This is a genomic window from Desulfosporosinus hippei DSM 8344 (assembly GCF_900100785.1).
GTDB classification, from domain to species: Bacteria; Bacillota; Desulfitobacteriia; order Desulfitobacteriales; family Desulfitobacteriaceae; genus Desulfosporosinus; species Desulfosporosinus hippei.
The window spans coordinates 1-2,781 of record NZ_FNCP01000060.1; the positions used below are offsets into that span (position 1 = coordinate 1).

Genomic DNA, 2,781 nt, shown 5'->3' on the forward strand with positions numbered 1-2,781 from the left:
TTTTGTAATCCACCCCTAAAGATTTAGAGATGAAGGCGGTCAAAAAACCGATCAATTTGTGTCCAAAAAACGGTCATTTTACTTGACCGCTTACACCAGTCTTTAAATGTGTGTAGTTTTTATCATCTTTATTAGCTAAAGCATAATCGTTATTTAAATATTTCACGATGAGGCCAGCATCTTTAGATTCAATTATCCCTAAAACCTCAGTATATTTATCTTCAGGCAGATTATAGCTTGATGGGAAATATACTTCACCTTCGAATTCAATTGGACCATGTCTCAAACGATCATCCGTAAGTCTTGTTGCTGCAATATTCCTATTAACCATTCGATTGATATGCGGTATTGCATTAACACTAAGCACCACAATACAGGTAATGATTATCCCAAACACATACCATTTAACGTAACTCCTTTTTTTTTCATTGATACTCCTCTCATACTTTTTAGTCTAGCCTACTAATTTCGCGCCAAGACGGCATGAAATTACGACCAATTTTATATAACTTCGGGGTTACCGAAATCAATAAGGAGATTTATCCTTGAGACACACCATATTAAAGAATAGTAAAATCATTCGTCAATGATGGAACTTTTACCTTTATATTTATTTATAGCGTCCGATAACAGACATTAATCAAATTCTAGTTATCCTACTTTTTTATGTTTAATCTAGGCTTATTGATACTTCTAATTATTAGCCTAATTACTATTATAAAATCAATTGAACTTTGAATCTGAAGATTCTTGAACTACTTGTGCGAGCCGCGTCAGGACGGGGGCGGTTTCGCATGATGGAGCGCGTCCCCATAGAATGACTAGAATTGTAACTGCTATGATATTACTGAAAGGCCAACAATGTATGTGGCAAGACCGTTTTCGTATCTTCTCATAAATTTGGAAAAATTTTCAACAAATTGTTCATCTTTTTCTGCTTCTGCTAGCCATGTTTCTGCACCTGCTAGAATGTCTTCACAGAAAACTCTAACATCAATATTTAATGCATCATTTAACACATTGCAATGAAAGATATTCCCCCCTGATGCAGAAGGCTCAATAAAGATGTACCTTCCATAAGTATTTTTTGGATGTTGCGAACTTCCTTGGTGTAATAATGAACATCTAAAGAAATAGCAGTCTTCCCCATCTAAAAATCCCTCATACTTCTCTCCAACATACTTATCAAACCACTTTTTATACTTTTCTCCTGATGCTTGTCCATTTGCTGAGCTGAGTGCACCACATATATCTGGTAAAGCTAGTGCACCATAAAGTGACAAGTAGTAAAGATTAGACCTAATGCCTAAGCGTGTCTGATTAATCAAATCTCTCACAAAGAATCTCCCCTTTCTTAATTTACCTCAAAGGAATACATGCATCGCGCTCTGTCATATAACGGACGGGTGTTCTCGGCGCGTCCTAACCGCTTGCATCATCCTCTAGTGCTGGGAACATTGAAGTTAAGTTAAGTGAAGTTAGTCGCCCCAAAATTCAGAGCTGCCATGGACGGCAGTCCATGAATATTCCTTATATCACTTCAGTAGATAGAATAGACAAATCTATATGAGGAATACCATTTTCAACTTCTAGTTTACGGTCGCATGCCAATATAAAGCGACCACCTAAAGGAGTTAGTCCTATTAACTCACTTTGCATTGTTCCAATGGGAGGGTTTCCAAACATTAGTGCTGGTTCATTTTCAAAAACTCTTAAGATTAGACCTAACCTCTCCAAATTACTTAAAACCCCCACCAAATCTGCTCTTACACAATTAGATTTATCAACTAGAATATGTAATTCGACACCATAATACTGGTAAATTCCCATTTTCATTATTGGACGACTATTCCTACTTATAGTATCTAACACTAAACTTTCAATTGGGCTTAATGAGGATAATATACTGATATACGAAGGACTAAAACTTTTATCAACAACTGCACTTGCAATTAAATTGGCCCATTTGTCAATAAGTGTATCATCTTCTTCAAGAGAACACTTCTCAATCAATGGAACTAAATTTCGTAGTTCTATATGTACATTATCAACTCCCATAGATTCTAAAATCACTTTGGCTTTATGCATGGCTCTTACGGAATTCATAAATCTAAATAGCGAACCTTATCTGCTATATACTCTCCCGCTCCTTTTGTTCCTGGTGAAAGAAACTCATAGATTAACTGTCTTAACTCTTTTGTAACAGAATCAACAGATTCTGCTACCTTTCCTAGTCCCGTTAAATCATTCATTCAAAATATCCTCCTTAATGAATAAACATAAGCCACGCATGGACGCGTGGCATCCTGCGACTAATTTCACTTAATGATTTATTACCGACACGTGTCGCAGATCCCTCCAATTCCATAGGGTGTACGATACATGTCGGTAATAATCCTAGCCGAAAACTGGTTGTTAACATTGAGGAACTAAATGTAAATCACTTTGCAAACGACTGCTTTAGTGTAGCGGGCCGGAGGTTTAGACTCTCTAATGTCCTTTTTAATTGATCTCTCAACTTCACAGTATAGACATTTTATTACATTAATTCTAATCTGGTGAAATATCTATGGCTCCGCACCCTGTGATATCCTTTCTAAATTATGGCATATAACTTGTACAAAATTTAGCGAACGGAGTCAAAAAATAATTTTTGTTATTTCAGGTGTCTACCCAACCCAAAGGGCAATGTCATTAAGTTAAGCTCATGAGAAACCCCAGCGGTAGAAAAGTGATACCGCTGGGGTTGTCGCATACACGGAATAACATAGAAAAACACGG

4 protein-coding genes are annotated in these 2,781 nt (G+C 36.6%); all 4 read right to left on the reverse strand.

What is annotated here, in order from left to right:
• Positions 1–73: 73 nt before the first annotated feature.
• Positions 74–367 (reverse strand): hypothetical protein, encoded by a 294-nt coding sequence (locus BLS16_RS22955; protein WP_207649793.1) that lies wholly within the window; start codon positions 365–367, stop codon positions 74–76.
• A 469-nt stretch (positions 368–836) separates the two neighbouring features.
• Positions 837–1,337: a hypothetical protein gene (locus BLS16_RS22960; RefSeq protein ID WP_092335891.1), complete on the reverse strand. Its 501-nt coding sequence runs from the start codon at positions 1,335–1,337 to the stop codon at positions 837–839.
• A gap of 193 nt (positions 1,338–1,530) precedes the next feature.
• Positions 1,531–2,106: an Abi-alpha family protein gene (locus BLS16_RS22965; RefSeq protein WP_092335892.1), complete on the reverse strand. Its 576-nt coding sequence runs from the start codon at positions 2,104–2,106 to the stop codon at positions 1,531–1,533.
• The gene (locus BLS16_RS23955) at positions 2,103–2,252 is read right to left on the reverse strand and encodes a hypothetical protein (RefSeq protein WP_176786281.1); all 150 of its coding nucleotides are present in this window, start codon (positions 2,250–2,252) and stop codon (positions 2,103–2,105) included. The genes BLS16_RS22965 and BLS16_RS23955 overlap by 4 nt, the downstream gene beginning before the upstream one ends.
• Positions 2,253–2,781 lie beyond the last annotated feature (529 nt).

What these genes read in the sequence shown, in the direction of transcription:
- BLS16_RS22965 (WP_092335892.1), bottom strand. Translation starts at nt 2,106, where the DNA reads ATGAATTCCGTAAGAGCCATGCATAAAGCCAAAGTGATTTTAGAATCT.
- BLS16_RS23955 (WP_176786281.1), bottom strand. Translation starts at nt 2,252, where the DNA reads ATGAATGATTTAACGGGACTAGGAAAGGTAGCAGAATCTGTTGATTCT.